The following is a 26846-nucleotide window of genomic DNA, read 5'->3' on the forward strand; positions in this document are numbered from 1 at the left end:
GCTAGGAAATACTGCATAAAAGGATATAAAATCTGCAATTAATACTTATGTATCAAGTAGTAATAATTTAGAAATGCACAAAATCTATTTTGTGCTAATTAATACAAATGCAAAATCAAAGTCCAAATGTAAAAATAAAAATAAAAATAGAAATGCTACCAAAAATAAATACGGCTATTTTCCTGACTTATTTACAACTCCAAAAGTTTTCGAGCGGATTCCCTATAAAATAGTGAACGAAGATTGCCTAACAAATGTTTCCCACTTTTCCTACTCATGACCTCTTCACAAGACGTAGATACCATAAATTCCCCCGGCTTAGACCCAGAACCATCTATTAACCCGCTAGATGAATTACCAGGTGAAGTGGAAATGTCCATATTTGACCACCTGGAGGAGTTGCGGCAAAGAATTTTCTATGCCCTCATAGTGGTAGTAGTGGGTATTATCGGTTGTTTTATTTTCGTCAAACCCCTAGTACAACTACTAGAAGTTCCTGCTCACGGCGTTAAATTTCTGCAATTAGCTCCGGGAGAATTTTTCTTTGTCTCCATGAAAGTTGCTGCTTACGGTGGTTTAATCCTGGCTACTCCCTTCATTCTTTATCAAATTATCCAGTTTGTACTTCCTGGCCTCACCGTGCGGGAACGGCGTTTAGTCATCCCTGTGGTGCTAGGTTCAAGCGTATTATTTGTATGCGGCTTAATTTTTGCTTACATTGCACTCATTCCCGCTGCTTTACAATTCTTCATTAATTATGGTGCTGATGTTGTTGAGCAACTTTGGTCAATTGACAAGTATTTTGACTTTGTGTTGTTATTGTTATTCACCACAGGACTAGCATTTCAAGTTCCAGTTATTCAAATTTTGCTCGCTACCTTGGGAATTGTCTCCTCACAAATCATGTTAAAAGGTTGGCGTTATGTAATTATGACAGCAGTAATTTTGGGAGCAGTGCTGACACCTTCTACCGATCCTCTGACCCAAAGTCTTTTAGCTGGTGCGGTTTTAGGACTATACTTTGGGGGGATTGGACTAGTCAAAATCATTGGCAAATAATTCAACTTGTCAGTGGTCAGTGGTCAGTTGTTCGTTGTTCGTTATTTCCTAACCAGTAATTTACTTAATTGTTAATCGCTATGCAGAAAGCCAGTTATCCTCATTGCTATCCTATAAAATGAGGCTTGATAAATTAGTTTTGTCAACGCTGGCTAATTTATAGCTAACGTTATCTAAAACCAACTTAACTTTAACTTTTACAATAGGGATACTTCACCAGCATGGCTCAAGAGCGCACGTTACCCACATTTAATACTGCCACAGTCCAAATCACCAAAGAAGAAGGATTGGGCTTATACGAAGATATGACATTAGGACGTTTATTTGAAGATAAATGTGCCGAAATGTACTATAGAGGAAAAATGTTTGGTTTTGTCCACCTATATAACGGACAAGAAGCAGTTTGTAGCGGCATTGTCAAAGGTGCAATGCGCCCCGGTGAAGACTTCGTTTCCAGTACCTACCGTGACCACGTTCATGCTTTAAGCGCCGGAGTACCCGCACGAGAAGTCATGGCAGAATTATTTGGTAAAGCCACAGGTTGCAGTAAAGGGCGCGGTGGTTCTATGCATATGTTTTCGGCTGAACATCGCCTATTAGGTGGTTATGCTTTCGTAGCCGAAGGTATTCCCGTGGCTGCTGGTGCTGCTTTTCAATCTAAATATCGTCGGGAAGTTCTGGGAGACAAAAACGCTGACCAAGTAACCGCTTGCTTCTTTGGTGACGGTGCTGCTAACAACGGTCAATTTTTTGAAACATTGAATATGGCAGCTTTATGGAAATTGCCAATTCTCTTTGTGGTCGAAAATAATAAGTGGGCAATTGGTATGTCTCACGAACGGGCAACTTCCCAACCAGAGATATACAAAAAAGCCAGTGTGTTTAACATGGTGGGTGTGGAAGTTGACGGTATGGATGTTCTAGCAGTGCGTCAGGTGGCTCAGGAAGCCGTAGCCCGCGCCCGTGCAGGAGAAGGTCCAACTTTAATTGAAGCTCTGACTTATCGCTTCCGGGGTCATTCTCTAGCTGACCCAGACGAAATGCGAAGCAAAGAAGAAAAAGAATTTTGGTTTGCTCGTGACCCCATTAAAAAGTTAGCGGGTTATTTAGTGGAACAAAATCTAGCTACAGAAGCAGAACTCAAAGATATTGAAAAGAAAATTCAGGCTGTAATTGAGGACGCGGTTAAATTTGCCCAAAGCAGCCCTGAACCAGATCCTAGCGAGTTATATCGCTTCATTTTTGCCGAAGACGTTTAATTTGGGTCATGGGTAATGGGTGATAGGTAATGGGTAATCAGGGAATATCAAAAATAGATAGCGTTGGTGATTAAAGAGATGAATTTGTCGGGCTTCGCCCCGCTTCGTTAACACGCTCCAGGGGCAGAAAGAAGGAGCTTCAGCGATATAATTTTTGATTTTTATGCTTCAATATAGCGATCGCCAACGCTATGCTTTTTTCCCAATTCAAAAATATGCAAGTTAGATGTAATAAAGCTTATACTCATCAAATTTATTAAGGGTTATAGTTGTATAGGATACAATTATATTAGGCAGAGCCTAGTGTGTTAATTCTGAATCCCTTATCCCATAAGACTTCATGTCCAAAATGTGTCGCATATTTTTATGAGGAAGTGCCTAAGACAGATGCTTTTGGTGTAAACTGGGACAAAACTAATAATTTTTTAGACAATCCCTACAAAATACACAGAATTAACATACTACCCAACGACTAAATCGCTTAGACAGTAGAGGAAAAATGAGATTAAAAACTAAACAGGGTCTGCCACCAATCGTGTTTATTGTGCTAGGCTTTGCTTTGCTTTTGGGTATGCCAAAATTAGTTGCATATCATCTTTCGATCCAAGAACGGATGAGTTGGGGTGAAAAGCTGCTAATTCTTGCTGATGCCACTCCTGAGAAAAAAGCAGGTGTTAGCGCGTTTGCGAAGAAGGACTACCCCACGGCGATCGCTAAATTCCAAGCAGCCTTAATTCAGCAACAGAATGACCCAGAAACCTTAATTTATCTAAATAATGCTCGTTTTGTCAGCGATAATGCCCCGAAAATTGCTGTCAGTGTCCCCATTGGGAGTAACCTCAACGTTGCTCGAGAACTACTCCGGGGTGTGGCTCAGGCACAAGATGAAATTAATCGATCTGGAGGTATCAATGGTAAGGGCTTACAGGTTGAAATTATCAACGACGAAAACAATCCAGACATTGCCAAGCAAGTAGCGAAAGCTTTAATAGCAGATCCTCAAGTGCTGGCGGTCGTGGGACATAACGCCAGCGAAGCATCACTGGCAGCCGCTGCCATCTATCAGTCTGGACAACTAGTGATGATTACTCCAACCAGTTCTACAAAAGAACTAGTAGGTTTTGGCAGCTATATTTTTCGTGCGCTTCCTAGCAGTCGGTTCTTGGCAGAACCATTAGTAAAATATGTCCTCAAGGTAGCACGCAAATCCCGTGTAGCGACTTGCTATAATTCTCAAGCTCCTGATAATATTACATTTAGAGACGAATTCACCGCATCCCTAATTGCAGATGGTGGTCAGTTAATTAACATTGACTGCGATATGGCATCAGCTAGTTTCAATCCATCTACTTCTATTTCTCAAGCTATTAGCAGTGGAGCCGATGCTATTTTACTTACTCCTCACATCGATCAATTGGAAAAGTCAATTGACATTGCTCGCAGTAATAAAAGCCGACTAGCACTTTTCAGTAGTCCCAGTATGTATACGATGCAAACATTGCAATCAGGTGGAAGTGATGTTAATGGGTTAACAATGCCTGTTGTCTGGCATCCTCAAATGGAAAAGGCTAGTGTTTTTACCAAACAAGCAACCAAGCTTTGGGGTGGTCAAGTTAACTGGCGGACGGCGACTGCTTACGATGCGACTCAGGCAATTATTCAGGGATTAAAAAAAGCCAGCACACGGAGCGAACTACAAGCAACACTCCGCAATCCCGAGTTTTCAACAACGGGAGCAGGAGAGGTGGTGAAATTCTTACCTACTGGCGATCGCTATACTCGTCCCAGATTGGTGCAAGTAAGATCCACTACAGCCAAGTATGAATTTGTCCTAATTGATCCACAATAGGTCGAAATGGTGGAAATGTGACAATGCTGCTATGAACAGTCAAAGACTATAAACTAGGTATGGTAAGGATTTGAGTTTAAATTCTTTGAAGGTTTGAGATCAAATTATCATGGTGGAATTTGTTGGCACGACAACTTACAATGAGGAAGAAAGGCCAGAGAAATTCATCTTACCAATGACAACTGACAACTGACAAATTTCTGTTAAAAATAGTGATATACATAAACCGGATTCGAGATTGCCTACGGCACGCTACGCGAACAGGAAGAACTATAGAATGACTTCAGAACAAATAGTTAGACGTTCAGATATATTAAACACTCAGGTAATCACCCGCGACAACGGTAAGCGGTTAGGTATCGTGAGTCAAATCTGGGTTGATATTGATCAAAGAGAGGTTGTGGCACTTAGTCTGCGGGACAGCCTCATCTCTATTTCTAGTTTGCCTCGCAATATGTATCTCAACACCATCAACCAAATCGGTGATGTCATCTTAGTTGATAACGAGGATGTCATCGAAGATGTAGAAGTAGAGATTCTCAGCAACCTGATGAACTGGGAAGTCATCACCGAAACAGGTGAAGTATTAGGCAAGGTGAGAGGCTTTAAATTTAATGGCGAAACGGGTAAAATATACTCTATAGTCATTGCCTCCTTGGGATTACCGCAAATTCCTGACCAGTTTTTGAGTACCTATGAACTGTCCATAGATGAAGTTGTCAGCACTGGTCCGAGTCGCTTAATTGTGTTTGAAGGTGCTGAAGAAAGAGTAAACCAATTAACCGTAGGCGTTTTAGAACGGCTGGGAATTGGTAAAGCCCCTTGGGAACGAGATGCAGAAGAGGAATTTGGCTATACGCCCCCCCGCACAGTTGCCCCCAGCAATCAATTACCTAGCGGTGTACCCCTCCAAGCACCCCGGCCAAAAGTTCGCATTCCTGAACCCATAGCCCAGGAAGAGGAATGGACGGAAGACTACGTAGAGGAAGAAAGACCCCAGCGGCAAGTCATGAAAGCCCGTTCTTATGAGTCAATTCAGTATGATGAAGATGAAGAAGATAACTGGAGTGACGAAACAGTCAGAGATAGTTATCAGGAAGCACCCAGAACCGCAGCCAAGCCTGCTAAAAAGACCTACGCAGATCAGTATGATGACTATGATGATGATCTCGAAACTGATGCTTGGGATGATGCACCAAAGCCTGTGAATATTCCCAAAAAGGTCAAGGAACGACAGGTGGAATACGAAGAAGAAGGCGGATATTAAGTTTTGTAAACCCCCTCTACTATAAGTATGAGGGGGTTATTTTTTTTGCATAACTTTACTAAGAGGATGATAACAAGGTTGTAATTTAGTCGCTCATAAAGTTATTCTTCTTTTCTCTTTCAATTTCTTCTCGTAACCATTGAATATGTTGCTCTATCAATACTATTGCCAAAATAAGAGCCTTGATAATTTTTGGCAAAAGCGGCAATAATAAGCATACATAAGCGTTTCGATGAAAAGGTAATTTAGAATCTAAAACCCTTATCCTACCGTCAATACATTTAAAAAATCCTTGTCGGAAACCTTTAAGGAATTTTTAAGGCTGATTGTTTTTGCCAAGCAAGAGCGAGAAACGGGAGTTCATGGTTAAAGCATTATCATCTCACCCTCGTAATTTGGCAATAGTATTGTTTTTGTAGAGGTAATTATCCGCAGGCTTTTGAAATGCTCAACCATCCAGTTGTCGCAATTCGTTTTGGATTTGGTTAAATTTTGACATATAGGTTTACGCAAATAAACAGAATCTAATTATTACAGTAGTTATGTATTATATCAATCTAGTTATGGTGCGATCGCTATAATCAGAAACAAGCAGGTGATAAAGTATGCAAATATCACAGTTATTCAGGAACTTGTACAATATTAGCGATCGCATTCCCCAAACGAGTAAAATGATTGGGATTCAGTGTTAGGAGAACATTTACTTCCGCTTTTAGAGCAGCTTGAGCAATCAAAGCATCGAAAATACCGCCACCAGGAAGGTTTAAGGCTGCCATTTGTGCGATCGCTGTCTGATAGTCATTGGATAGTAGTGGAATGGCTTCAAGGTACTGTAAAATATCCACTATAATGCTCTGAGCTTGTTGAGGAGTAAGACGCGGCTGAATAGGTAAGCGCGTGATTACAGAATAAGTTTCAGCTAAAGTATGAGTCGAGATAAAGCCTTGAACTGCTTTAGACTCTGCTGATTTTAGCCATGAAAAACAAACAGAATGCTTCGGGTGATTAACAATTAATGCAGACACTAAGACTGAAGTATCAAACAATATTTTCATAAAGCCATTTGATCCTGAATACGTTCTTCCCTCAACTCATCTATAAACTTATTAAAATCAAAGTTTTCTGATAATTCCGCATTTATAACCAAAATCCCCTCTTTTCGATATACATTTGCTTGGTTAGAAGGAACTATATTAGTTGTTTGTAAGTTTATTTCCGTATTTCCTTCAGCCATTTGCTGAGTCAAAGCATTAATTTTTTCTGCAACTGCTTGCAAAATAAACTGTTCAGTAGAGATTCCCTGACTGCTTGCTAATTTTTCTATCTTTCGTTGTATTTGTAGAGGAAAGTTCATAAACATTAACGGAATTAAGGTTACATAAATTATAGCTAGAATCTAACTACTGATTTTGCCATTTTTGTTAAAGAATTGTAATTATTACCCATTACCCATTCCTTTGGGTACAACTAATACCTTATCAACCCGATTTCCGTCCATATCCATAACTTCAAACCGCATATTATCCCATTCAAAATGATCAGCGGCTGCGGGAATCCGTCCTAAATGGGTGATCACAAAACCGCCTAATGTTTGATAATTTCCTCTTTCTTCAGTTTCTAATTCTTCCAGATCAAATAGTTCTAAAAACTCTTCTATTCCTAACATTCCATCTACTAACCAAGAACCATCTTCCCGTTGTACAGCTTGGGGTTCTTCTTGTCCTGGTTCTGCGGGAACATCACCGACGATTTCACTCATAATGTCGTTAAGAGTGACTAAACCTTGAATTACGCCATATTCATCTACAACTAAAGCCATGTGTGTGACGGTTTGTTTGAATAATTCTAAAACTTTTAAACCGCGGGTGCTTTCCGGGACAAATACGGGTTGACGTAATCCTAGTGTTAAGTCAAAGGGTTCATTCCGTAAACTTCTCGCTAATAAGTCGGTGACAGGAATAATTCCCAGGACGTTATCTAATCCTTCTTGACAAATTGGATAGCGAGAATAGCCGTTTTCCACCATTTTGTGGCGATTTTCTTCAGGAGAGTCGTCTAAGTCTAACCAAACTATATCAGGACGGGGTGTCATAAAAGAGGTGACGGCGCGATCGCCTAACCGGAAAACTCTCTCTACCATGTCCTGTTCGGCTTCTTCAAATGTCCCCGCTTCTGTTCCTTGTTCTATGAGTATTTTAATTTCTTCCTCTGTAACTTGCGGTTCAGCAGAGGGGGTAATTCCCAAAATTCGCAATACTAAATCCGTAGAAGCACCCAAAATTTTAACTATAGGTGAAGCTATTTTTGCTAAAGTCCCCATGGGGATAGCTACTAAAGCGGCGATTTTTTCAGGGTTATTTAAAGCCAGACGTTTGGGGACGAGTTCACCGACAATCAGGGAAAAATAGGTAATTAGTAATACCACTACCCCAGAGGCGATCGCATTGCTATAATTCGCTAAAACTGGGACTAATTTGACATACTCTTCCAGTCTTTTGGCAATGGTAGCACCACCGAAGACACCATTAAGGATATTAATGAGTGTAATCCCTACTTGGACAATAGATAAAAAATGGTTGGGAGATTCTGCGAGTTTTAATGCAGCCCTTGCGTTGATATCTCCTTGATTGGCTAACTGCTGTAGTCTAACTTTCCGGGCTGAGACTACGGCCATTTCCGACATTGAAAATACACCATTAGCGAAAATTAGCACCAAAATCGTTAAAATTTCAAACGTGAAGGAAGACATTTTTAAAATTGCTGGTATAAAGAGTAAAAGTATACAGAGATGAGAAATCCAGTTTATTTAGACATTTTATTAGTATCCATTATTTTAGGTAATTCTCTGAATAATTTGACTATACACAAAGTAGTAGCTATATTTCTTCTATCTATTAGTAGTTAAGCTTGATTCTTTGGGAATCATCCTCTAGAGTGCCATGAAAACTTTTAAAATAGCTAATATAAACTGCTTTTAGATTTTGACATCAGCAGCGACTTCCTTTTTTAGCGTAAGATATTTGAAATATATGGCCTTTTCTTCTATTGTGCGTGCTTTGGCGCGATCGCCTCTTACCGCCGAACTAATTACCAAACTCAACAAACAACGGGAATTGCGGTTAAATGGGATTTCTCGGCTACCTAAGGGACTGGTAGCTTCAGCATTAGCAAACTATGAAGATCAGGATTTGTGCGTCGTCTGTGCCACCCTAGAGGAAGCTGGCCGGGTTTTCGCCCAAATGGAAGCAATGGGCTGGAAAACTGTGCATTTTTACCCAACTTCTGAAGCTTCTCCCTATGAACCTTTTGACCCTGAAAATGAGTTAAGTTGGGGTCAAATGCAGGTTTTAGCGGATTTGGTAAATGGTCAGTTGCAAAAGCAAAAAACTGCCATAATTGCCACTGTGGGGGCATTACAACCACATTTGCCACCTCCGGAAGCGTTTAAATCATTTTGTGTAACCTTAGAAAAAGGGATGGAATTTGATTTAGATGGGTTTGGGGAAAAAATCACTCTTTTGGGATATGAACGAGTTCCTCTGGTGGAAACTGAGGGACAATGGAGTAGACGGGGGGATATTGTGGATGTGTTTCCGGTGTCCTCAGAGTTGCCTGTGCGCTTGGAATGGTTTGGCGACGAAATTGAACAAATTCGAGAATTTGACCCCGCTACCCAACGTTCTGCTTTGGATAAGGTGGAAAAAATTACTCTCACCCCGACAAGTTTTGCACCTATTATTTCAGATGCACTGAAAGATTTACCAAATGTAGAGACGTTCCAGGGAATTTCTTCAGAGTTAGGAACATTAGAAGGAAGTCGGCGGTTTTTGGGGTTGGCTTTTGCAAAACCCGCTTCATTATTAGATTATTTATCTGAAAATACTCTTGTTGCCATTGATGAACTAGAACAATGTTATGCTCATAGCGATCGCTGGGTGGAAAATGCTAATAGTCAGTGGTCAGTAGGGGCGAAACATTTAGAAGACCATTTTTTGCAACCACCGATAATTTATCTTCCAAATGCTTCGCCGGTACAGTTGTCAGTTGCATTACCGAAAATTCATCGAAATTTTGATGAGTGTATAGCGGAAATTGGCAATTTTAGAAAGTTATATTTATCGGAATTATCAGAAGAAAATAGTGGACTGAATTTAGCTAGTAGACCTTTACCTGTTACACCTCATCAATTTGCAAAATTAGGGGAAACAATTAGAAAAGAACGCGAACGCAATTTTGCAGTTTGGATACTTTCGGCTCAACCTTCCCGTTCTGTTTCTCTTCTGCAAGAACATGATTGTCCCGCGCAGTTTATTCCCAATCCTCGTGATTATCAAGCTATTGATAAACTGCAAATTAATCATATTCCAATTGCCCTTAAATATTCCGGTTTAGCAGAATTAGAAGGTTGTATTTTACCTTCTTATCGGTTGGTTATTGTCACCGATAGAGAATTTTATGGACAACATTCCTTAGCTAATTTTGGCTATGTCCGCAAACGTCGTCAAGCGACATCTAAACAAGTTGATCCTAACAAATTACGTCAGGGAGATTATGTAGTTCATCGTAGTCATGGAATTGGTAAATTTGTCAAATTAGAAAGTCTGACAATTAATGATGAAACCCGTGATTATTTAGTTGTTCAATATGCAGATGGTTTGTTAAGAGTTGCGGCTGACCAAGTTGGTTCTTTATCTCGTTTCCGCACTGGTGGAGATCAAGCCCCAGAATTACATAAAATGAGCGGAAAAGCTTGGGAAAATACGAAGAGTAAAGTTCGCAAAGCCATTAAGAAATTAGCGGTAGATTTATTAAAATTGTATGCAGCCCGTTCTCAACAACAAGGTTTTTCCTATCCTCATGATATGCCTTGGCAAGAAGAAATGGAAGATTCTTTTCCTTACCAACCTACCACAGATCAACTCAAAGCGGTACAAGATGTGAAACGGGATATGGAAAGTGAAAGACCGATGGATAGGTTAGTATGTGGAGATGTGGGTTTTGGGAAAACAGAAGTAGCAATTCGGGCGATTTTTAAAGCTGTTACCGCAGGAAAGCAAGTTGCACTTTTAGCCCCAACAACAATTTTAACTCAACAACATTATCACACAATTAAAGAACGTTTTGCCCCTTATCCTATAAATGTGGGTTTACTGAATCGGTTTCGCAGTGCGGAAGAAAAACGGAATATTCAAAAACGACTGGCTACGGGAGAATTAGATATAGTTGTGGGGACGCATCAATTATTAGGTAAAAGTGTCCAATTTAAAGATCTAGGACTTTTAGTAATTGACGAAGAACAAAGATTTGGAGTTAATCAAAAGGAAAAAATCAAAAGCTTAAAAACTCAAGTTGATGTTTTAACTCTTTCTGCAACTCCCATTCCCAGAACCTTATATATGTCATTGTCGGGAATTCGGGAAATGAGTTTAATTACCACACCACCTCCCACCAGAAGACCAATTCAAACCCATCTTTCACCGCTCAACTCCGATGTTATTAGAAGTGCAATTCGACAAGAATTAGATCGAGGTGGACAAGTATTTTATGTAGTTCCCCGAGTAGACGGAATTGAAGAAACCACGACAAAATTGCGAGAAATGGTTCCTGGAGGCAGATTTGCGATCGCTCATGGTCAAATGGACGAAAGCGAGTTAGAATCAACTATGCTGACTTTTGGCAATAATGACGCTGATATTCTTGTTTGTACCACAATTATTGAATCTGGTTTAGATATTCCGCGAGTCAACACAATATTAATTGAAGATGCTCACCGTTTTGGTTTATCTCAATTATATCAATTGCGAGGACGAGTCGGACGGGCAGGAATTCAAGCCCACGCATGGTTATTTTACCCCAAACAAAGAGAATTATCCGATGCAGCCAGACAAAGATTAAGAGCAATTCAAGAATTTACTCAACTCGGTTCTGGATATCAATTAGCAATGCGGGATATGGAAATTCGCGGTGTGGGAAATTTGCTAGGTGCAGAACAATCTGGTCAAATGGATGTGATTGGCTTTGATTTGTACATGGAAATGTTAGAAGAAGCAATTCGAGAAATTAGAGGTCAAGAAATACCCAAAGTTGAAGATACTCAAATTGACCTTAATCTCACCGCATTTATTCCTGCAACCTACATTACTGACCTTGATCAAAAAATGAGTGCTTATCGGGCTGTAGCCACGGTAAAATCAAAATATGAATTAAAACAAATTGCTGCTGAATGGACTGATAGATATGGAACTATCCCAGTTTCGGCAAATCAATTATTACGAGTTATGGAATTAAAACAATTAGCCAAAAACCTGGGATTTAGCCGCATTAAACCAGAGAATAAACAGCACATTGTTTTAGAAACACCAATGGAAGAACCTGCTTGGAATCTATTAGCAGAAAACCTCACTCCCACCATGAAAGCAAGGTTTGTTTATTCTCCTGGGAAGGTAACAGCGAGAGGTTTAGGAGTGTTTAAAGCAGACCAACAATTGCAAACTTTAATAGATACTTTTGTAAAAATGCAAGGTGCAATTTCGGAAACTCCTTAAGTGTAGGGTGGGCAATGCCCACCATTTTTTATATATTTCTGAAAATATAGTGTAAAATATTAAGATAACGAGTAAGGTAAAAATAATTCTATTTTGGGGAGGTTACGATGTTTAAACAAGTTACTTTAGAGAATTTTAGAACTCACAAATCAACAACTATAGAATTATATCCAGTAACTTTGTTAATTGGTAATAACAATTCTGGTAAAACAAATCTTTTAGCAGGAATACAACGTTTGTGTAATCTTGTCAGAAGAGGAAACCCTGATGAACAAATAAGTCGACACGTAAATGCTGCGAGAGATTTATATCCACATAGATATAGACTTGCGAAAGATGAAGAACCCATTTCTTATTCAATTTTATGGAATAATGAGGATGGAGAAATTAATTATAAAATAGAAATACATAAAAGCGATAGATTTATAAATAATGCTAGTTGTAAAGAAAGAGTAATTATTAAATTAGCTAATAATAGAATACCTAAAGAAGTTACTAGTGGCTATAATCAGCCTACCGCTATACTAGCACTAAGAGAAATAATACGATTAGACTCATCTCTAAAGGAAACAGAAAAAGCAATATGCGAATTATTTTTTCTTTCTTTTGATAGTACATTGAGTTATCATCTTCAACCTACATTCCTCAAACAAATGGTTAAAGATAATCAGGATGCAGATAGAAAGCAAGATAATGAAGTTAATAACAGTTTTGAAATAGAAAAACTTAGAATACCTGTATGTTTGAACAAAACAGGAAGTAACTTTCAGTCAATTCTTCAGCATTTTAAAGAAAAAGAACAACGTATATATTCATCATTTATTGCAAAACTGAGAACAGTTGATTCAAGTTTTATCGGAGTTAGTTATGATTCAAATCAGTCGAGTTTAATTTGGGAATTTGACTTGGGACGTAAGGGTACTATTGAAGAATTTCTGCCACATATCATATCAGATGGTTTTATGAAAATTGCCGCAATAAGTTTGCTTGCGTCATTGCAAAATCCACCTGCATTAATCATGTTAGAAGAAATAGAAAATGGTATTAATCCAGGTAATATACAACAATTGATGAATTGGATTTGGCAAGCAACATCACCTAACCAAGATGGCTTTACAACATCACAATTTATTTTAACTTCTCACAGCCCCTCTGTTTTAAGAGAATTTAATCAACATCCTGATCATGTTTATACAGTTCGTTTAGATAAACGTAGTCGTCAAAGCGATGTGAGAAACTTAAATACTGCACTTGATACCCTTGTGGGAATTGGAGCAATTAAAGATGATGAAGTAGAATATGAAACTGAGGAAAATACAGGTAAACAGTTAATAAAAATACCAAAATATCAGTTAGCAGAACTTTGGTACACAGGGACAATTGGGTAAAATATCATGAATAATATCAATGTGGGAATTGTTGGAGACGGGCTAACTGACTATAAAGTGTTTGGAAAAATTGTTGAATGTATTTTATTAGAAGAAATATCAGAAAATGTCAAATTTGATATTATTCCACTGATTAGAAAAAACATTTTTGATCATGTTCAAAAATACAAAAATGCCTGTCGCAAAAATCCTGAAGGGTATTACTTACCCAATAAAATAGCAGTAGAACTAAGAGATAGTATATGTGGTACAATTATCCAAGCTTTTGAGGAGTTTAAAGATAATGTAGATATTTCCTATAGTGATATTCTTTTAATAACTACTGATACGGAACATATTCTTAAAGATAAAAATCAATATTTTGATACTTGGGCAATTAGTTTATCGCATATTTTGAGAGAAGCAATTGAAAAATTTTATGCTTTTCAAGCTAGAAATGAATATCCTAGAAAATATTTACCCATAATCATGCCTTTAACAACATTTCCCTCAATAGAAGTTCTTGTTGCTGCTGCGAGAGGAGAATTAAATAAAAATTATGGTAAAAATCCCCGCGAGTGGAAAGTTTTATTGTACAAAACCGAATATCCTCAAGATGAAGAAATCGAAAAACAGGCTCTAAATTATATCACACCTGAAAGTATAGACTATATTTTCAATGATTTACCTGAAGCAAGATTTTTTATTCAAACATTATCTTTGGGATTAAAACGTTGTTCTTTAAATAGTAAATCTAATTGTGAAAAATACATCTGATTGAGAGTTCTATTTTAGTAATTTAGGAAATTACTCAGTCATCTTAAAAGGGCTATTTCTAATATACCCTTACAGGGTTGCAATTTCTGACATCACCTTTTGAACCATCACAGAAAATTCTCATTAAACTACCATCTAATCATATCTCGTTTATACTGTATGTGGTATTTACATCACAGATAAAAAAGATCTAAAATAAATGTAGAATATTTAATAGATTCCCTAGTTTCACCCCTATTAATTAAAATTCCCATAGAGGCGACAATGGTTTTACAATTACTCAGACACCAATTTACAGTTAAGCAATTTCACCAAATGGCTGAATCTGGTATTTTGTCAGAAAATGAAAGATTAGAATTAATTCGCGGAGAAATGATTGATATGTCCCCTATTGGTACAAGACACTCAGGTTGTGTTTTATTTTTAAGTAACTTACTAGCGTTGCTATTAGGAGGTCTGGCCTTAATTAATGTCCAAAACCCAGTAGAATTAGATGAAACTTCTGAACCTCAACCAGATATAGCATTATTAAAACCCCGTGCAGATTTTTATAGAACTGCACACCCCCAACCAGAAGATATATTTTTGTTAATAGAAGTTGCCGACACAACGATAAAATATGACAGAGAAGTAAAAATTCCTTTATATGCAGAAGCAAATATTCCTGAAGTTTGGTTAATAGATGTTAATCAGGAAGTTATAGAAGTATATCGAAATCCTCTCCAGGGAGTTTATCAAGATATACAGAAGTTAGTAAAAAATCAGACTTTATCAATTTTAGCTTTTCCTGATGTCAGTATTAATGTGACTGAAATATTTTAAATTATCCAGTCATCTTAAAAGGGCTATTTCTGATATACATTTACAGGGTTGCAGATTATGACATCACCTTTTGAACCATCGCAGAAAATTCCCATTAAACTACCATCGAATCATCCTCACTTATTATTAGGATTAGATGACTTATTAAATCTCGGTTTAATATCTGATGATCAAGTTAAACAAATAGCCCGTCAATATCTCATTTGTACCGTAGTATTTACCCCTGAGACTGAATCTGAACCAGAAGTAATTTATAGACCTCCTACAGCAGCAAAAAGACCGTTAATTGCAACTTTACCACCCATAACAAAACCACCTACGAAACCCAGTTTTGTTAATTCGATGCTGCAATCTTTTGGTGAAGAATTAAGTGTGCGGTGGTTGCTGTTTTTGGGTGTATTTTTAGTAGTGCTTTCTTCCGGAGTTCTGGCTGCAAGTCAATGGGAAAGATTCCCCGCAGTTGGACAGTATGGGGTTTTATTTGCGTATACTTTGAGTTTTTGTGGGTTTACATTTTGGGCTGGTAAACAAAGCAATTTAAGGTTAACTGCACAGACATTATTAATAGTCACATTGTTATTAGTTCCTATCAACTTTTGGGCAATGGATAGCTTTAGTTTGTGGCAAAATCCATTAAACTTAGTTGTGATGGGAATTGCATCTCTGACTCTCACATTTATTACTAATCAACTTTGTCAAAACAGGAATATTATTACTAATTTTCCCAGTGGTAAATTACCTTTAATCAATATTATCGGGTTGAGTTATTTACATTGGGGTTGGAAGTTATCAAATTTTCCCCTAATTGCTGTTTATTTAGCAATGATAGGAACAACTACTATTACTGTTTACAATCAATTAAACCCAATACCCGTGAATGAAATTGTCAAACTGCTTGTGGGGGAAGGATTTTCAAGTCTTTTTCTATATCTCTGATTTCAGATTTATGGGAAGAGTTTTTGCGCTTGAATTTGGACATTTTAATTTTGACAACACGGGGATTAATACGTTTTCGTCGGGGGCGATCAATTTCAGACTGGGAAATTAATGATAATAAATATTGATGTTGAATTTCTCGTAATTTTAAGGATGAATGGCTGATGAGTTGTACTAAATCTATAACTAGTTGCAAAGATTCAAGAAAACTAAGGAGTAAAGGATTTTTATTATATTCGTTAGCAGATTGGTAAATTAAATCGCGGAGTAGATTATAAGCAATTAACATAGCATAAAGTTCTTGTTCGACTAATTCAGATGTTTTGCTCCGAAAAATAGTGGGCATTTGTCCTTTGAGCGTAGCACATTGATGTGTTTTTATTTCACAGAAACTAATTTCCACCTCCCATCTGCAATGATAGTGAATAATTAATTCTTTGGCAGAAATATTAGGGTCAATAATACTAGTAACTAAACGACGAGGGAGAAAACCAGGAATTTGATATTCAATAACTCGGACAATGATACTTTCCTGATTCCATTGTTTATGCGATTCTGTAGATTTTTCTAAATTGAGAATTTTGCCATTAATTTCTGATAAATAACTTCCATCTGGATATCTAGCCATGTATCCATCTGGCAAACGAGAATCAGAGATAACAGGTAGTTTAACATTAGAAGCTACCCTAAGTAAAAAGTCGCATTCTTTTGTACGAATACTAAAAATAGTTGCAAAGGAATATAAACCAGCATCTAATAAAAATAATAAGTTTTTCTGGTTAAATTGTGCCAGTAATTTAGTCATTAAAGTCCTTTCACCAGTTCCTTTACCTTGGCTCGAACCATAGGTAAAATCTAGGATCAGGCGTGTTGATGCTGATATTAATGTGACTATTCTCAGCATGGGAAAAGCACTTTCTCCTCGACCACATTTAGACTTCCCAAATTTATCACGATTACTTTCAGTATCAGGTGTCGTACCTGTGGAACCATCAAATATTACTGTAGTCCATTTATGAAAGTCATATTTCAATGTTGTCAAACTAGAAGTGAGTTTTTTAAATATTAGTTGAAAAACTGTTAATCCTATACGAACTCTGGCATGACTCATAGCACCTTCAGAAATAAGTTGTTTTGGTAGACAACAGGATAACCACCTCAATCCTGATATCATCCAATCCATTATTCCTAAATAACTTAAATCACGACGGATAGTGGAGAGAATTACAAACCAAATGACAAACGTTGGTACTAGAATCGTTCCTTGACGACATTTACTTGATGAAACACTCGCCAAAGATTCTTTGATAATAGTTGATAAATGTTTTGCAATTGGTTGCAGATCATATTCTGTCGTAAACTGAGTAAGCATCTGATGATGTTCTTTTTGAATTCCCATACAAAACTGTCAAGGATGACTTGAAATAAACTCTTATAAAGCTTAAATATTCTTTCATATTTTGTCAATATATACTATCAGGCTACTCATTTTGGAGCAGGAATAAAAATTCTCGACGAAAAAAATGACACATTTATGATTTTTTAAATTTGATTTCAAATAATTGACAAGATTGATGATTTATAAATTCAAGAAAAATCTCATGATCATATAATTTTAGATACATTTTGCCTGGAGTTTAGACTAAACTGAAGTTATTTTTATGCCTTAATATTTGCAGAATTAATATTAGTAATTATTTGTAGGCTATTAATTTCATTCACGGGTATTGCAATTAAACCAACCCCAAGAAAATACAAATACAGAAACTCCACAATGGGGAATTAGTTTATATTTTACTTTCCTGATTTACGCTTTATTAACTTTACTGACAAGGGCTATTTTTATAGCTGGAGTTAATATTACTCAATTAGGTTTAGCAATTGGGATTTGCGGTGGTTTAGTAATTTGGTTATCAGAAAAAAATTCTTCTACAAATCCTTCTATCCTTTGGGAAGAATTAGGAAGAAGTTTACTTTTATTAGGTTGGTTAGTTTCAGTCATAACAGAACCAGTCCAAGCTATAATAGTCAGCATTTTAAGTTTGTGGGTTTTTAGTCGTCGGTTACAAAGATATAATTTACAAAAAGATTTTTTAGCTATTTTCTTAATTGGGTTACAGACAATTTGGCTAGGTTGGAGATTAATTCCTAATGAATTAAAAACATTACTAATTAGCACCGCTACCCATTTAACCAATTCTCAAAATGAACCTTGGGTATTATTGAGTATTGCTTTATTTCCCTACATCATATTAATGTTATGGTTAACAGATAAATTACATGATCAAGAAAATCAAGAATTGGCAGATTTTGGAGAATATCTAACTTTATTTTTAGGGATTTGTTTAACAATAATTAGCTTAGTAAATCCGACATTAAGAACGGCTAATTTTTTATTATCTACTATTACTCTAGCCACATTTATTCAACGTCGTGCAGCTTTTTCTCCTCCCTTTATATACTTAACTCATGGTATGGGAGTATTGACGCTAATTTCTAGCATTAATTGGTTTTTACCAAGTTTAAATCAAGAAATTTGGGCTGGTATCTTATTAGCTATCATGATAGCTGAATGGGGATTTAGTCTTGGTGAAGGCATAACGCGACGGAGTGCATGGTATATTGGTTTAGTATTAGCTGCAATCAGTTTTTCTCTATTATGGGAAAATTCTATAAGTAATTGGCAAAATCAAAACTCTTTAGGCGTAATTTGGTTAATTACACCTTTAGCATTAACAGGTTTAGCTATTCGTAACACTGAACCAAATCGCACCACTAACAGGTTTTTAAGTGTCTTCGCTGTAGGGATTTCTCAATTATTAACTTTACCATTACCAGGAATAAGATTAATCGGTTTGGGTGTGGGTATAGCGGTAATGTTAGTCCATACTCGCTATTTAAGAAACCAAATATATGCAGGAATAATTATTGGTTTTGGATTAAGTTTCCTGACTGCATTATTAGGTGAAGGTGTATTTGGTTTAATCCAATTAAAAATATCAGGTTGGTTTGTCGTTACTGCATTAACAATACTGAGTTTATGGCTATGGCGTGGTGTACTTTTACGCAAAGGTACAGAATTGGCAATAATTTATGCAGCCGCAAGTGATAAATGGGCGATCTCATTATGTACAATAGAACTATCAGCCCTAACTTTGCACTCCAGCTTAATTTATCAAGGAACTATCAAAACCGAATATTTCTATATTATCACCACAGCCATAATTTTAGGGGCAATTGTCTATCGCAGTTGGGGACAATCTAAAGAAGCAGCATTTTATGGAATCGGTTGGTGTTTAGAATTATTAACAGCAGAAATCTTAGGATTTGGCGAACATTCAATCATTAGAATCGCCATAGCAAACATCATTCTCGGTTTAACAACTCAGCTATTTGGTGAATGGTGGCGACGCAAACATCAATTACAAACATTACCTAATAGTTTTCATATTCTCCCTCTAATATATGGTGCATTTAGCGTCATTTTGCGATTAAATACCTTTGCCAATTTTACAGGTTTTTGTTCCCTGGGTGTAGCCTTAATTATGATTGGGGTAGGAAGACGCAGGGAAGCATTTAAACCCCTCCTTTATTTTGGTATTATCGGCCTATCAATTTCCGCCTACGAACTCCTATTTTATCAAATGTCCCTATCTAAAGGAGAGGCTTTAGGTGATGGTTTAATTGCCATGTCAGCCCTTGGTACTAGCATCATGTATGCTTACCGTATCCTCACACCCTGGCTGATTAATTATCTGGGTTTAAATTCTCAAGAATTAAAAAATATTGCCCATCTTCATTGGGTTTGGAGTAGTATTTTATTCCTTTTTGCTATGACTTTACCTATCCAAATTAACTCGTCTATCGTATTAGGAACAGGATTATTTTTAGTTCGCTATGCGATTTGGCAAGGAAAAGAAAATTCCCAAGAAACAAATCAAGAAATCTGGGTTTATTTAGGTTTAATAGAAGTAGGAATTATTGGTATTTATTTACAAAATTTACCAATAGGGAGATTAGTATTTGAGCAATTACTACCTTGGAATGGGGCGATATCCTGCCTATTTGCCTACTTCCTATATATTCTACCTTGGCAAAGATTAGGTTGGTCAAAAACGCCTTGGCAACGCACAGCATACATTCTCCCATTAATTATTGTAGGAACAACGGGACTAACAACCTATCCTATTACTTTAATTATCGTTGCTGCTTACTACGTCTTTTTAGCTAACGCTGCCACACAAATCCGGTTTACATATATCAGTTTAATATTAATTGATTGGGCATTATTTACTTGGTTTAATGATTTAAACTTCAGAGATTCTCTTTGGTACGTTATACCAATTGGTTTATCTTTACTATATATTGCCCAAATAGATGAACAACTAAAATTATCAACAACCAAACCTCTCCGTCACAGTTTGCGAATGTTAGGAAGTGGTTTAATTTGCGGTTGGACAATTTTGTTTTATCAAAATCTGCCTTTTATCCCTGGTGTTTTTAGTCTGATTACTATTTTCGCTGGCTTAGGTTTAAAAGTCCGCGCTTTTCTTTATGTTGGTACAGGTACTTTTTTAATTACTAGCATTTACCAATTAGTAATTTTCAGTCTGAGTTATTCTTTCTTAAAATGGATTGTTGGTTTATTAGTTGGTATTTTGTTAATTTACATTGCTGCTAACTTTGAAACCCGACGCACTCAAATCACTGCCCTACTTCGCAATATTAGTGATGAATTTGCCAATTGGGATTGATTAGACATCTGGTGAAAAAAGTAGAGACGTTCCATGAAACATCTCTACAACAATTTTAGAAAACGCACATTTAATCAATTGGATCAATACCAAGTGCGCGTAGAATGTGGGTTGAAGAATCTCTTTTTTTGTTCTTTTCTTGAGAATATGGCATAAAGCATGACTTTAGTAACGTGCAAATTTATGAAAAATCTTTATACTAAGTTTATACTTCCAAAGAGTAAGAAAATATATACATCTATGTTCAAAACATACTTAGTAAAAATTTATCTGTGATCAACAAATCACAATTAACTCTAAAAATCTGAATAGGAGCAAAATTAATGATTTTGGATAGAAGAATGTTAGTTCTAGCACAACGTATATTTACGCCATCAATGTTAGGAATAGCACTATTAACAGCCAGTTGTGGTTCATTGCCAAAAGAATCAGCGGAAGCACAATCCCAAAGACCCCAAAGAGAGAGCCGAGAAACTGCTGTAGATGTAGCGATCGCTCGCACTAATTCTTTCAGCCCCCAACCAGAGTATATTGGTAATACTGCCCCTTTTCGGATTGTTTCTGTGCGATCGCAAGTCGAAGGCAGACTCATCGCTTTAAACTTAGATATTGGTGATACAGTCCAACGGGGTAAAATCATCAGTCAATTGGACGATACCCTCTTACTCACCGCAGTAAAACAAGCAGAAGCACAACTAGCCACCACTGAATCAGAAGTAGCCAGAGCGCAGACTCAAGTAAGTAATGCTCTCGCCCAAGTGGAAACAGCCCGACTAGAATTAGTCCAAGCACAGGCAGATTCCCGGAGATTAACACAATTATACAAAGAAGGGGCGATCGCCCAACAAAACGCCCAACAGGCACAAACCAAAGCCAGAACCGCCGCCCAAGCCCTCCGCGCTGCCACTGCACAAGTTAGTACAGAAAAGCAAGCCGTAGCCGCTGCCCAAGGTCGAGTATTTGCCCAAAAAGCAGCAGTGAGTGCAGCCGAAGAACGTCGTTCCTATGCCCGCTTAATTTCTCCAATTACCGGTGTAGTCACGGAAAAAGTCACAGAACCAGGAAATTTATTACAACCTGGGAGCGAAGTTTTAAAAGTTGCCGATTTTAGTCGTGTCAAAGTCGTCGCCCAAGTTTCGGAATTAGAATTAGGAAAAATTCAAGTTGGGCAATCTGTAGAAATTAAATTAGATGCTTTTCCTGATGAAAAATTTACTGGAAAAGTATCCCGCATTTCTCCTACCGCCGATACCACAGCCCGGTTAATCCCCATAGAAATTGTTATGCCCAACATTGGGGGGAAAATTGGTAGTGGGCTATTAGCAAGAGTTAGCTTTAACAGCCAAACAAAACAGCGTGTAGTTGTCCCAGAAACCGCAATTAGTAGTCAAGACAAAAAACCACAATTAGAAAATACTAACTCTACACTTTTCGTAGTTGAAAAAACAGATAAAAAAACTACAGTTAAAGAACGTCCAGTATCTTTAGGAAAAATCGCTAACGGCAAAATAGAAATTTTATCAGGCTTACAACCAGGAGAAAGTTATGTTGTTCGCAGTAGTAAACCATTGAAAGATGGCGCAGTTGTTAAATTATCAATGTTATCGGAAAAGTAGTTAATTTGTCAGTTGTCAGTTGTCAGTTGTCAATAGAAAGAATCTTATCTCTATTACCCATTACCCATTACCCATTACCAATAAATTATCAAATCAGATTATTATATGCAACAAGCAAATACAAATAATGGATTTAGTTTGAGTGCTATTTCCATTCGCCAACATATTGGCACACTCATGTTAACCTTAGCTGTGATAGTCATGGGTGTATTTTTCACCCTCCGATTACCAGTAGATTTATTACCATCAATTACCTATCCTCGGATTGGTGTCCGCATAGAAGCACCGGGAATTTCTCCAGAAGTAGCAGTAGATGAAATTACTAAACCTCTAGAAGAATCTTTTAGTGCAACGGAAGGAGTATTACAAGTTTTTTCCCAAACCCGTGAAGGGAACATCAATTTAGATTTATATTTCCAACCAGGGGGAAATATTGATCAAGCATTGAATGATGCTACAGCTACCTTTAATCGTGCTAGAAATAGATTACCAGATACAATTGGCGAACCGCGCATATTCAAAATCGATCCTTCTCAATTACCAGTTTATGAATTTGCCATTACTTCACCTACTCTTAAAGGTGTGGATTTGCGGATATTTGCCGAAGAAGAATTAGCGCGGGAATTAAATGTAGTTCCAGGAGTGGCGGTAGTAGATGTATCAGGAGGAGTTCAGGAAGAAGTTCAGGTAAATCTTAATTTAGAAAGATTGCAATCTTTAGGTGTTGGTTTAAATGACGTTCTCAATGAATTAAAAAACCGGAATCAAGATATTTCTGGAGGTCGAATTTTAGGGCAAAATTCCGAAGCTTTAACCCGAACTGTGGGACGTTTCAAAAATGCGGAAGAAATTAATAATCTGTTATTTGAGGTTTCTGTTCCTAACTCTAATATTAAAAATCGCGTTTACCTGCGGGACTTTGCCGAAGTTATTGATGGTGCAGAAAATCAACGGATATATGTTTTATTGAATGGAGAAGAATCAGTAAAAGTCAGTGTTCAAAAACAACCAGATGCTAATACCGTGAGTGTAGTTGATAGTGTCAAAAAACGATTAGAAGAACTCCAGAAATCTGGTTTAATTCCGCGAGAAGCAACCCTAACACCAACATTAGATGAGTCAAAATTTATCCGCAATTCCTTAGCTGATGTTACTAATGCTGCGGTTTCTGGAGCTTTATTGGCAGCAGCAGCGGTATTGTTATTTCTAGGTTCGTTGCGGCAAGCGTTCATTATTTCGTTGTCAATTCCTCTGTGTACCCTGGCAGCACTGATTTTAATGAAACAGTTTAACCTATCTTTAAATGTGTTTAGTTTAGGGGGTTTAGCACTGGGAATTGGGCAAGCAATTGACACTTCAGTGGTGATTTTAGAAAATATTGCAGTTAATACTGAAAATACTTTTGGCAAGTCCAATTTAACTAGATTAACACCTGAGCGGATGATTGAAACAGCGATCGCTTCTTCTCAAGAGGTAGAATCATCGTTAATTGCCTCAACTGCTGCCAATTTAATCTCTGTCTTGCCATTTTTGTTCATCGGCGGATTTATCTCATTACTATTTAATGAGTTAATTTTGACCATCAGTTTTGCTGTTGGTGCTTCCCTGCTAGTTGCCCTCACCTTAGTACCAATGTTAGCTTCTCGGTTATTTGCGATTAAATGGTCAAGTCGCATTAATGAGTTTTGGCTATTGCGGCAGTTTAATCGCAACTTAGCCGCCGCCACAAATGGTTATGCTAGAAATTTAAATTGGGCAGTGCAGCATAGATTATTAATCATTGCGATCGCTATTATTATCTTAGGTGGTAGTAGTATGTGGATGGCTCCTCAAATTCCCCAGCAAATACTTCCCCGTATCAACACCGGACAAGCATCTTTATTCGCTCAATTTCCCCCCGGTACACCCCTAGAAACAAACCAAAAAGTTATGAAAGCGGTAGATGAAATTCTCCGCAACCAACCAGAAACAGAATATGTATTTTCGACAATTGGTGGTTTTCTTTTTGGCAGTAATACCAACTCTAACCCTTTGCGAAGTTCTAGTACCATTACTCTCAAATCAGGCAGTAATGTAGATAAATTTGTAGAAAGAGTTACCGATAAACTCAAAAAACTCAATTTAGTAGATATTCGTCTACGTCTTTTTGCTGGGCAAGTTCGCGGTTTAATTCTTAATAACTCTCCAGTGCGAAATGCTGATATTGATATCATTCTCCAAGGCAATGATGCACAAACTTTAGAAGCAACTGGTCGGCAAATTTTAGCAACTTTAGATGAGCAAATTACCTCAGTGAGATTCCGTCCTGATGCCGATAGTCGGCAACCGGAAATTCAAATTTTACCAGACTGGGAACGAGTTGCCAATGTGGGTCTAAATGCTAAAGATATTGGCGACACAATTCAAACTGCAATTACAGGTAGTATTCCTACTCAATTACAACGCGATAATCGTTTAGTAGATGTGCGAGTGCAATTAAATGAAGCATTATTACAAACGACTTCCCAATTAGAAAGATTACCTTTATTTGTAGATGACAATCATCAAATTCGCTTGAGTGATGTTGCTCAAATTTCCACAGGTAAAGCACCAGGAGAAATTCAGCGCATTAACCAAAGACGAGTATTTTTAATTGCGGGAAATTTAACAGAAGGCGCTAGTCTTGGTTCAGCCATTTCCCAAGTAAATCAAGTCCTCAGCAGTCTAGATTTACCTGAAGGTATTAGCATTTTACCCAGTGCAGCCATTGAATCTAATCAACAATTGCAACAATCTCTACTACTTTTAGGAGGATTGTCCGCCTTTTTAGTATTTGTGGTCATGGCAGTACAATACAACTCCATTATTGATCCATTAGTGATTATTTTCACTATTCCTCTAGCATTAGCTGGGGGTATTTTCGGTCTTTACATCACTAAAACTGCCATTGGCGCAACAGTGATAGTTGGTGCGGTCTTATTAATCGGTATTGTTGTTAACAACGCCATTATCATGATCGAACTGGCGAACCAACTTCGAGAACAAGAAAAAATTGACCGTCGCACCGCTATTTTACAAGCTGCACCCCAACGCCTCAGACCAATCTTAATGACCACTATTACCACTGTTTTAGGTCTGTTTCCCTTGGCTTTAGGAATTGGGGAAGGGTCAGAATTTCTGCAACCCTTGGGAATAGTCGTCTTTTCCGGGCTATCCTTAGCTACACTACTAACCCTATTTATTATTCCTTGCTTCTATACATTGCTACATGATGCACTCAATATCCGATGGGTAAGACCAATATTAATCAGGTTGAGTAGATGGAGAAAATTCAGCAATCTCTAATTCTTCATATACAGCCAATGTTTCTTGGTGTACACGGGAAACATTTAACCATTCTAAATTGTCCTGCGATCGCTGTTTCCATTCCTGAAGTATATTTGCATCACTCAATAATTTTATTAATGCCTTAGCCAACTGATGACTATCCTGCGCCGGCACTAATATCCCCGCTTTACCATTATCCAAGGACTCTGGAATACCATCTACCTCAGTGGCCACAATCGCCAACCCTGCTTCCCTCGCTTCTGAAAGCACCAAGGGACAGGGATCACGGTGGGAAGCCAAGACAAAAATATCACAAGCTAGTAAATAACGTTGGGGTTCAGGCTGAAACCCTTCAAAGTGAATCCGATGACTAACAGCCGTTGCTTGGGCTTGAGACTCAAATATTTGTTTATCTGGACCATTTCCCACCAAATATAAATGTACTTGGGGAAAATCCTGAGCAATTTCTTCAAAAGCCGCAATTAATTCAGTGATGCCCTTTCTTTTATACATTCCTGCTACGGTGGCTATCGCTGGACTTTGTAAACTTAAAGGTTGATAATCGGATATTTTCCGAGTCCGAGGACTACCCAATGTCCCATTACAAATTACCCGTAATTTTTGTTTGGGGATTCCCCGTTGTACCATCGAATTTTTGACAGCCTTACTAACAGCAATTACTCGGTCTGCTAAACCCATCAATAGGCTACTAGGTTGAAATTCATTATGGACAGTAGCCACTAAAATATATCTATTTTCCCATCTCAAAGCCCGCGCTAACACCACACCAGTCATCATGTGAGCATGAACTATATCTGGTTGAAATTCTTGCACAATTTTCCGATAAGCTACTGCTGCCCTAATTATATTTATTGGCTGACGACTTTGGTTAATTTCGTAATGTTTAACACCAAATTGATTTAATAATTTTTCGTATCCCCCTCCCGCTGAAATTACCGCCACATCATCACCAGATTGGGATTGTAAACAAGCGAGATCCACAGCTACATTAACAATACCATTACCGATTTCCTGGACATGATTTAATATATGTATGATTCGCATAAAGTTAAAAATGTGTATCAAAACTTAAATACATTTCCGCAAAGAAAGATTAATCATCTAATTCAAAGGGAACAGGGAACGGGCAACTTTCTAACAGGAAAAACTCATGTTTAAAAACATGAGATTGAAATAATGACACGGTCACTGAGCGGTGTCGAAGTGCTGTTTTTTTCGTGCTACGCATCTGGTAAAAACATCCTTTTTTTGACTGAGCTTTAAACTGG

General features: G+C 37.5%; 16 protein-coding genes and 1 pseudogene. 12 read left to right on the forward strand and 5 right to left on the reverse strand.

Features of this window, described 5'->3' with window-relative positions:
- Nucleotides 1-276 precede the first annotated feature (276 nt).
- The 4 genes from tatC (at nucleotide 277) to HGD76_RS16800 (ending at nucleotide 5434) form a co-directional block, all read left to right on the forward strand.
- The gene (tatC, locus tag HGD76_RS16785) at nucleotides 277-1059 is read left to right on the forward strand and encodes a twin-arginine translocase subunit TatC (RefSeq protein WP_168696461.1); all 783 of its coding nucleotides are present in this window, start codon (nucleotides 277-279) and stop codon (nucleotides 1057-1059) included.
- 221 nt (nucleotides 1060-1280) lie between these two features.
- A complete protein-coding gene (pdhA, locus tag HGD76_RS16790) occupies nucleotides 1281-2318 on the forward strand; it encodes a pyruvate dehydrogenase (acetyl-transferring) E1 component subunit alpha (RefSeq protein WP_168696462.1) in 1038 nt (345 codons plus the stop codon).
- A gap of 499 nt (nucleotides 2319-2817) precedes the next feature.
- Complete coding sequence (locus HGD76_RS16795; RefSeq protein ID WP_168696463.1) at nucleotides 2818-4167, forward strand: ABC transporter substrate-binding protein; 1350 nt, start codon at nucleotides 2818-2820, stop codon at nucleotides 4165-4167.
- A 277-nt stretch (nucleotides 4168-4444) separates the two neighbouring features.
- Nucleotides 4445-5434, forward strand: coding sequence for a PRC-barrel domain-containing protein (locus tag HGD76_RS16800; protein ID WP_015080105.1), 990 nt, complete (start codon nucleotides 4445-4447; stop codon nucleotides 5432-5434).
- 620 nt (nucleotides 5435-6054) lie between these two features.
- Here HGD76_RS16800 and HGD76_RS16805 read toward each other — a convergent pair.
- From HGD76_RS16805 to HGD76_RS16815, 3 genes are all read right to left on the reverse strand, one after another.
- Complete coding sequence (locus HGD76_RS16805) at nucleotides 6055-6489, reverse strand: type II toxin-antitoxin system VapC family toxin (protein ID WP_168696464.1); 435 nt, start codon at nucleotides 6487-6489, stop codon at nucleotides 6055-6057.
- Complete coding sequence (locus HGD76_RS16810; RefSeq protein ID WP_168696465.1) at nucleotides 6486-6788, reverse strand: hypothetical protein; 303 nt, start codon at nucleotides 6786-6788, stop codon at nucleotides 6486-6488. The genes HGD76_RS16805 and HGD76_RS16810 overlap by 4 nt, the downstream gene beginning before the upstream one ends.
- Before the next feature lie 84 nt (nucleotides 6789-6872).
- Nucleotides 6873-8183: a hemolysin family protein gene (locus HGD76_RS16815; protein WP_168696466.1), complete on the reverse strand. Its 1311-nt coding sequence runs from the start codon at nucleotides 8181-8183 to the stop codon at nucleotides 6873-6875.
- 280 nt (nucleotides 8184-8463) lie between these two features.
- On the opposite strand from HGD76_RS16815, the gene mfd reads away from it, so the two are divergent.
- From mfd to HGD76_RS16840, 5 genes and pseudogenes are all read left to right on the forward strand, one after another.
- On the forward strand, nucleotides 8464-11979 hold the full coding sequence (gene mfd, locus HGD76_RS16820; RefSeq protein ID WP_168696467.1) for a transcription-repair coupling factor: 3516 nt from the start codon (nucleotides 8464-8466) through the stop codon (nucleotides 11977-11979).
- Nucleotides 11980-12086: 107 nt separating this feature from the next.
- On the forward strand, nucleotides 12087-13367 hold the full coding sequence (locus HGD76_RS16825) for an AAA family ATPase (RefSeq protein WP_168696468.1): 1281 nt from the start codon (nucleotides 12087-12089) through the stop codon (nucleotides 13365-13367).
- A 6-nt stretch (nucleotides 13368-13373) separates the two neighbouring features.
- Entirely contained in the window at nucleotides 13374-14123 is a 750-nt protein-coding gene (locus HGD76_RS16830; RefSeq protein ID WP_168696469.1) for a hypothetical protein, read from the forward strand.
- A gap of 264 nt (nucleotides 14124-14387) precedes the next feature.
- Nucleotides 14388-14945 carry a Uma2 family endonuclease gene (locus HGD76_RS16835; RefSeq protein ID WP_053538791.1) on the forward strand — a complete coding sequence of 186 codons (558 nt, stop codon included), beginning with the start codon at nucleotides 14388-14390 and terminating at the stop codon, nucleotides 14943-14945.
- 57 nt (nucleotides 14946-15002) lie between these two features.
- Nucleotides 15003-15812, forward strand: a pseudogene (locus HGD76_RS16840) (DUF2157 domain-containing protein); the annotation flags it as partial.
- Between the two features lie 19 nt (nucleotides 15813-15831).
- On the opposite strand, the gene HGD76_RS16845 reads toward HGD76_RS16840, so the two are convergent.
- Nucleotides 15832-17280: an IS4 family transposase gene (locus tag HGD76_RS16845; protein WP_168694730.1), complete on the reverse strand. Its 1449-nt coding sequence runs from the start codon at nucleotides 17278-17280 to the stop codon at nucleotides 15832-15834.
- A 328-nt stretch (nucleotides 17281-17608) separates the two neighbouring features.
- Between HGD76_RS16845 and HGD76_RS16850 the strand changes: the two genes are divergently transcribed.
- From HGD76_RS16850 to HGD76_RS16860, 3 genes are all read left to right on the forward strand, one after another.
- Nucleotides 17609-20635 (forward strand): DUF2157 domain-containing protein, encoded by a 3027-nt coding sequence (locus tag HGD76_RS16850; RefSeq protein ID WP_210967650.1) that lies wholly within the window; start codon nucleotides 17609-17611, stop codon nucleotides 20633-20635.
- 323 nt (nucleotides 20636-20958) lie between these two features.
- A complete protein-coding gene (locus HGD76_RS16855; RefSeq protein WP_168696470.1) occupies nucleotides 20959-22251 on the forward strand; it encodes an efflux RND transporter periplasmic adaptor subunit in 1293 nt (430 codons plus the stop codon).
- 105 nt (nucleotides 22252-22356) lie between these two features.
- The gene (locus HGD76_RS16860) at nucleotides 22357-25575 is read left to right on the forward strand and encodes an efflux RND transporter permease subunit (protein WP_168696471.1); all 3219 of its coding nucleotides are present in this window, start codon (nucleotides 22357-22359) and stop codon (nucleotides 25573-25575) included.
- Here the strand turns inward: HGD76_RS16860 and HGD76_RS16865 are convergent.
- Entirely contained in the window at nucleotides 25534-26622 is a 1089-nt protein-coding gene (locus HGD76_RS16865) for a glycosyltransferase (RefSeq protein ID WP_168696472.1), read from the reverse strand. The two genes, HGD76_RS16860 and HGD76_RS16865, sit on opposite strands and share 42 nt — an antisense overlap.
- Nucleotides 26623-26846 lie beyond the last annotated feature (224 nt).

Origin of the sequence: Dolichospermum flos-aquae CCAP 1403/13F (assembly GCF_012516395.1) — a bacterium.
GTDB lineage: Bacteria > Cyanobacteriota > Cyanobacteriia > Cyanobacteriales > Nostocaceae > Dolichospermum > Dolichospermum lemmermannii.